Origin of the sequence: Mesorhizobium sp. M7A.F.Ca.CA.001.10.2.1 (genome assembly GCF_003998575.1) — a bacterium.
In the GTDB taxonomy this organism is placed as follows: Bacteria; Pseudomonadota; Alphaproteobacteria; order Rhizobiales; family Rhizobiaceae; genus Mesorhizobium.
Map to the genome: position 1 here is coordinate 1 of NZ_RZQY01000305.1, position 6,864 is coordinate 6,864.

The window sequence follows — 6,864 nt, forward strand, 5'->3', positions numbered from 1 at the left end:
ATTCCCCTACTCCCCTACTCCCTGCGAGCATCATGCCTTACCAATCCCCAATTTCCCCCGGCCGTTCCTGGTACGAGGACACGGCGGGACCGAGGCCCGAATATCCCGGACTGGATGGCGACCGGACATGCGATGTCGTCATCATTGGTGGCGGCTTCACCGGGCTGTCGGCGGCGGCGCATCTGGCCAAGGCAGGCACCAATGTCGTGCTGATCGACGCGTACCGCTTCGGCGATGGCGCCTCCGGGCGCAATGGCGGGCAGCTCGGCACCGGCCAGCGCGCCTGGGCCGAGGACCTGGAATCCGAGTATGGCTTGGCCCGCGCCAAGGCGCTGTTTGATCTTGCCGAAGAGGCCAAGGCGCATCTCCTCGAATTCACTGCCGCCAACCAGATCGATATCGACTATATGCCGGGCCAGCTCTCGGTGGCGCACAAGCCCCGCTATGTCGACGACTACAAGGCGCATGCCGAGATCATGGCGAGCCGTTTTGCCTACCCGCATATCTCGTTCATGGATGCCAGGGAGACGGCGGAGCGGTTGGGCTCGACCGCCTATTTCGGCGGCACGCGCGACACCGGCACCGGCCACATCCATCCGATGAAGCTGGTGATCGGCACGGCGCGGGTGGCAGCGCTTGCAGGCGCGCAGCTGTTCGAGGGGACGCCGTCGACCGGCATCATGTCCAGTGGCGGCAAGGTCAAGGTTTCGACACCGAGAGGGACGGTGATGGCCCAGAAATGCCTGATAGCGGTCAACGCCTATGGCGGCACGCTCGAGCCGGTGAGTGCGGCGCACATCATGCCGATCGGTTCCTTCATCGGTGCGACCGTGCCTCTGGGAGCGCACTCGAACGTTTTGCCGGGCGGCGAGGCGGTCGACGATTCCCGCTTCGTCGTGCGCTATTTCCGCAGATCGAAGGACGGGCGGCTGCTGTTTGGCGGACGCGAGGTCTATGGCGTCAACGATCCCTGGGATATCCACATTCACATCCGCCGCCAGATCGCGGAACTCTATCCGGCGCTCGGGGATGTCGAGATCACGCATGGGTGGGGCGGCTATGTCGGCATCACTGTGCCGAGAAAGCCTTTCGTGCGCGAAGTGATGCCCAATGTGATCTCGGCCGGCGGCTATTCCGGCCACGGCGTCATGCTGTCGAACTATTTCGGTAAACTCTATGCTGAAACCGTTGCCGGCAACCGCGACCGGCTGAAGCTGATCGAGGATCTGAAAATCCCGCCGTTCCCCGGCGGTCGGCGCTTCCGCACGCCGCTGCTGTTCCTGGCGCTCAACTGGTTTGCGTTGAGGGACAGGATCTAGCCGACCGACCTGATGTAATATTGTAATATTCATTGTAACATTTGTTGCCCGTGCGACGCATTGCGCAATTTCCCGCAAAGGCGCAGAATCCCCTATAATGGCGTACTGATGCCACAATCGCAGGCGAAAGCTGCCGGTTCTGGGCGATTGTTCGGGGATTGTTGCGGGACTGCCCGCGTTGTTTTTGGGACCTATGCGGATCAGACGCCGGACTTCCGGCACCGACCGAGAGAACGTCGGCCCGCTTATGGAGGTGGCAAGAGTGAGAGAGCCCTTCAGTTTCGGTACGCCGGAACGTCGGCGCTTTGCCATGCAGTTCGGATACGATATGCGGCCGTCCTTCTGGCAGGAAGTCCGTTCGAACTCGCATCTGGTGATCGCCGCGATCGGCACCGCCGCGCTGCTTGGCGTCGCCGCCGTGGCGCTGTGGCTGGCATTGCCGGCCAGCGACAGACAAGCGGCAGCGAGCCCCGAGCAGACAATTCCAACGGTTCCGGTGAAGACGACGAAAATAACCCCGGTTGGGGCCGCGGTCGCCGCGGCAGCCGTGCCGCAGGCGCGCAAGTCCGACGCAATTCCAACAACCGTGGCGGCCGCGCAGGCCAACATCCCCGCACTCGCCGCCAATGACCCGCGCTGGACCGGTTCCCAGCCGAAGGACGCATCCGCGTCCGATTCGACCGCTCCCAAGGCAGCGGACAAGCAAGCGGCGGCATTCGCACAGCCGGCAGCCGCTACCGATGCTGCCACCGAACTTGCCAAGGTAGCCGCGCCCAACGCAGCCGCGGGCAACCACCCCGACGGCGCACAAACCGCCGCCATCCCCGCGGTGCAGCCGCAAGAGCCAGCGGCAGAGGGGGATGACAGCCAAGCCAAGGCGAAGCCGAGGAAAGCCGCAGCCGCCGGAACAGGGCGCATCCTGAGGGCCGTGACCATGCGAAGCGGCCCGAAGAAAAATGCCGCCGCCATCGGTACGGTGCCAGCCAAAACCTCGGTGCAGGTGAAGAGCTGCAAGCAATGGTGCCAGATCACCTACAACGGCAAGACCGGCTGGATCTACAAGAGTTACATCAAGACCGGCGCGTGACGCCTGGCACTTTCAGATGCAGCGGCCGCCATCGACCTCCAGCGCCACGCCGGTGATGAAGGCGGCCTCGTCCGAGGCCAGCCAGAGTGCGGCGTTGGCGATGTCGAGCGGCGTCGAAAGCCGGCCGAGCGGGATCGATGCGCGGAACTTCTCGCGGATTTCGGGCGTATCGGCGCCCATGAATTTCTCCAGCATGCCGGTCTCGCCGGCAACCGGGCAGAGGCAGTTGACGCGGATGTTCTTCGGCGCCAGTTCGACCGCCATCGACTTGGTGGCGGTGATCGCCCAGCCTTTCGACGCATTGTACCAGGTGAGGCCGGGGCGCGGCCGCAGACCCGCGGTGGAGGCCGTGGTCAGGATGACGCCGCCGCCCTGCCGCTCCATGATCGGCACCACGGCGAGTGCCGCGTGATAGATCGCCTTCATGTTGACTGATGTTATCAGGTCGAAGGTCTCCTCGTCGACATTGAGCATATCGCCGTTGCGATGGGTGTAGCCGGCATTGTTGACCATGATGTCGATGCGGCCGAAGGCGCTTTTGGCGGCATAGACCATCTCGTCGAATTCGGAGCGTAGCGAGACATCGGTCTGGGTCCAGATCGCCGCTTCTCCGATCTCGCCGGCGACGCGTTCCGCGCCCCTGGCGTTGAGGTCGGCGACAACGACCCTGGCACCCTCCTGCGCAAAGCGCCTGGCGATGCCCTCGCCAAAACCCGACGCAGCACCGGTGATGATCGCAACCTTGTTTTCCAGACGCATGTTTTTTCCGCTCACTATTGGTGACGATCAACGGGCACGTCATTGGCGCTCATCCGCGCAAAGCCACGGCTTCTGACTGGATTGGCCGAAAGATGTGGAGCCATCGCCGATTTCTCCTTTGGCTTTCGCGTCAATCCCGCTCTATGCTGCAACTGCGAAGGCTTCCGGAGCCGCGCCTTCGACAAGCCTCCGGGTCATCGGACTGTCAAGGGGCAGGCGCATACACCCAGATGTGACACCATGGCACTGGAAAATTTAAATCGATTAGATTATATCAGCCGCGTCACAGCGACCGGCGTCAAAGCGGACAGACCATGACCAGCCAGATCATCCCCGTCGAGCCTTTCGACTTCATCATTTTCGGCGGCACCGGCGATCTGTCGGAACGCAAGCTTCTGCCGTCGCTCTATTATCGCCAGCGCGACCATCAGTTTTCGGAGCCGACACGCATCATCGGCACATCGCGCTCGAAAATGAGCGACGAAGAATTCCAGGCCTTCGCCAAACAGGCGATCTCCGAGCACGTCAAACCGGCCGACATCGACGCCAAGGAACTGAAGACTTTCCTGGCGCGGCTGTCCTACGTCTCGGCCGATGCGACGAGCGGCGCCGGATTCGACAAGCTCAAGAAGGCGATCGGCGACAGCGACCGCATTCGAGCCTTCTACCTGGCGGTGGCGCCGGCGCTGTTCGGCGACATCTCGCACAAGCTGAAAGAGCACAATCTGATCACGCCGAACTCGCGCATCGTGCTGGAAAAGCCGATCGGCCGCGACCTCGATTCGGCACGCAAGCTCAACGACCTGGTCGGCGACGACTTCCACGAAAGCCAGATCTTCCGCATCGACCATTATCTCGGCAAGGAGACGGTGCAGAACCTGATGGCGCTGCGCTTCGCCAACGCGCTCTACGAGCCGTTGTGGAATTCAGCCCACATCGACCATGTCCAGATCACCGTGGCCGAGACCGTCGGCCTGGAAGACCGCGTCACCTATTACGACAAGGCCGGCGCGCTGCGCGACATGGTGCAGAACCATATGCTGCAGCTGCTGTGCCTCGTCGCCATGGAAGCGCCATCGTCGATGGATGCCGACGCCGTGCGCGACGAAAAGCTGAAGGTGCTGCGGGCACTGAAGCGCATCAACGGCAACGAGGCGCCAAAGCACACCGTGCGCGGGCAGTATCGCGCCGGGGCTTCGGCCGGCGGACCGGTGAAAGGCTATGTCGAGGAACTCGGCAAGGACAGCAACACCGAAACCTTCGTCGCCATCAAGGCCGAGATCGGCAATTGGCGCTGGTCGGGCGTTCCGTTCTATCTCCGCACCGGCAAGCGGCTGGCGACGCGGGTTTCGGAAATCATCATCGAATTCAAGCCGATCCCGCATTCGATCTTCGGCGACAGCGCCGGACCGATCTTCGCCAACCAGCTGGTCATCCGGCTACAGCCCGACGAAGGCGTCAAGCAGTTCATCATGATCAAGGATCCGGGTCCGGGCGGCATGCGGCTGCGCCAGATCTCGCTCGACATGAGTTTTGCGCAGTCCTTCGACGGCCGCGCACCGGACGCCTATGAGCGGCTGATCATGGACGTCATCCGTGGCAACCAGACCCTGTTCATGCGCCGTGACGAAGTCGAGGCGGCGTGGAAATGGATCGACCCGATCCAGAATGCCTGGGAAAGTGCCAGGCAGGAGGCGCAGGGCTACACGGCGGGCACCTGGGGGCCATCGGCCTCGATAGCACTGATCGAGCGTGACGGGCGGACATGGCACGAGAGCAATTGAACAGCGCCGCCTACAGCTGGAACGGCTTCGCCGGGCGCCAGGAACTGGCGGCCGCCCTTGCAGATCATGCTGCAGGCAGACTGACCAAGGCGATCGCCGAGCGCGGCACGGGGTTGCTCGCCGTCTCCGGCGGCACCACGCCGGCAAAATTCTTCGCCGCCCTTTCAGCGATACCCATCGCCTGGGACAAGGTGATCGTGACGCTGGTCGACGAGCGTTTCGTGCCGGCCTCCTCGCCACGCTCCAATGCCGGGCTGGTGACCGCCAATCTGTTGCAGAACGCGGCCAAGGCGGCTCGTTTCGTGCCGCTCTATCACGAAGCCACCAGCATCGAGGATGCGGCCTCGTCCGATGATGCAGCGCTCCGGTCCTTGCCATGGCCGCTCGATGTCGTCGTGCTCGGCATGGGGCCGGACGGCCACACCGCCTCGTTCTTTCCCGATGCCGACGATCTGGCGACGCTGCTCGACCCGTCTTCCGACAGGATCGTGCTGCCGGTTCATGCGGCAAGTGCGGGCGAGCCGCGGCTGACCCTGTCGCTGGCGCGCATCGTCGAAGCCGGCTTCATCGCGCTGCACATAGAGGGTGAGGACAAGCGTATCGCCTTCGACGGCGCGGTGGCGCCCGGGCCGCGAAAGCCAATCCGTGCCGTGCTCGACGCAGCGCATAAGCCCGTAGAGGTTTTCTGGGCCCCCTGAATCTCGATTTACTCTGGTCCCGGCAAACGGCGGGAGGATGTTTCCGGGACCTCGCCTGAAAGGACCGACCGCCATGACCGCCAGACGCGACATCGAAGCCATCACCGAACGCATCCGCCAGCGCTCAAAGCCAGGCCGCGAGCGTTATCTCGGCCGCATCGCCGAGGCATCGAACCGCACCGCCAACCGGGCTGTGCTGTCGTGCGGCAATCTCGCCCACGGCTTTGCGGTGTGCAGCCCCTCGGAAAAGCTCGCGCTGGGCGCCGACAAGGTGCCGAACCTCGGCATCATCACCTCCTACAACGACATGCTGTCGGCGCATCAGCCGTTCGAGACCTTCCCCGCGCTGATCAAGGACGCGGCGCGCGAAGCCGGCGGCATTGCCCAGGTGGCCGGCGGCGTGCCGGCCATGTGCGACGGCGTCACCCAGGGCCAGCCCGGCATGGAGTTGTCGCTGTTTTCGCGCGACGTGATCGCCATGGCCGCCGCGATCGGCCTGTCGCACAACATGTTCGACGCCGCCGTCTATCTCGGCGTCTGCGACAAGATCGTGCCGGGGCTGGTCATCGCGGCACTCACCTTCGGCCATCTGCCGGCGGTGTTCATTCCGGCCGGACCGATGACGACCGGCCTGCCCAATGACGAGAAGGCCAAGGTCCGCCAGCTCTACGCCGAGGGCAAGGCCGGGCGCGCCGAACTGCTGGAAGCCGAGTCCAAATCCTATCATGGGCCGGGCACCTGCACCTTCTACGGCACGGCGAATTCCAACCAGATGCTGATGGAGATCATGGGCCTGCACACGCCGGGCGCTTCCTTCGTCAACCCCGGCACGCCGCTGCGCGAGGCGCTGACCCGCGAGGCGACGAAGCGGGCGCTGGCGATCACCGCGCTCGGCAACGCCTATACGCCTGTCGGCCGGATGATCGACGAGCGCTCGATCGTCAACGGCATCGTCGGCCTGCACGCCACCGGCGGCTCGACCAATCACACCATCCACCTGATCGCCATGGCGGCGGCGGCCGGCATAGCCATCACCTGGCAGGATATTTCCGACCTTTCGGAAGCCGTGCCGCTGCTGGCGCGGGTCTATCCGAACGGCCTCGCCGACGTGAACCATTTCCACGCCGCCGGCGGGCTCGGCTTCCTGATCCGCGAACTGCTCGACGAAGGCATCCTGCATGAGGATGCCTTCGTCGAGCAGTTCGCGGATCAGGAAG

General features: G+C 64.0%; 6 protein-coding genes. 5 read left to right on the forward strand and 1 reads right to left on the reverse strand.

Annotation, left to right across the window (positions count from 1 at the left end):
• The first annotated feature begins 32 nt into the window (after positions 1 to 32).
• Both EN964_RS19620 and EN964_RS19625 read left to right on the forward strand, forming a co-directional pair.
• Positions 33 to 1,319: an FAD-binding oxidoreductase gene (locus EN964_RS19620; protein ID WP_127268125.1), complete on the forward strand. Its 1,287-nt coding sequence runs from the start codon at positions 33 to 35 to the stop codon at positions 1,317 to 1,319.
• 310 nt (positions 1,320 to 1,629) lie between these two features.
• Positions 1,630 to 2,406, forward strand: coding sequence for an SH3 domain-containing protein (locus tag EN964_RS19625; protein WP_245490671.1), 777 nt, complete (start codon positions 1,630 to 1,632; stop codon positions 2,404 to 2,406).
• Positions 2,407 to 2,418: 12 nt separating this feature from the next.
• Here EN964_RS19625 and EN964_RS19630 read toward each other — a convergent pair whose 3' ends face one another.
• The gene (locus tag EN964_RS19630; RefSeq protein WP_127268127.1) at positions 2,419 to 3,165 is read right to left on the reverse strand and encodes an SDR family oxidoreductase; all 747 of its coding nucleotides are present in this window, start codon (positions 3,163 to 3,165) and stop codon (positions 2,419 to 2,421) included.
• A 314-nt stretch (positions 3,166 to 3,479) separates the two neighbouring features.
• On the opposite strand from EN964_RS19630, the gene zwf reads away from it, so the two are divergent.
• The 3 genes from zwf to EN964_RS19645 all read left to right on the forward strand — a co-directional run.
• The gene (zwf, locus tag EN964_RS19635) at positions 3,480 to 4,949 is read left to right on the forward strand and encodes a glucose-6-phosphate dehydrogenase (protein WP_127268128.1); all 1,470 of its coding nucleotides are present in this window, start codon (positions 3,480 to 3,482) and stop codon (positions 4,947 to 4,949) included.
• Positions 4,931 to 5,647: a 6-phosphogluconolactonase gene (gene pgl / locus EN964_RS19640; RefSeq protein WP_127268129.1), complete on the forward strand. Its 717-nt coding sequence runs from the start codon at positions 4,931 to 4,933 to the stop codon at positions 5,645 to 5,647. The genes zwf and pgl overlap by 19 nt, the downstream gene beginning before the upstream one ends.
• 73 nt (positions 5,648 to 5,720) lie before the next feature.
• A partial coding sequence (locus EN964_RS19645; RefSeq protein WP_127276648.1) for a dihydroxy-acid dehydratase occupies positions 5,721 to 6,864 on the forward strand: 1,144 nt, incomplete at its 3' end.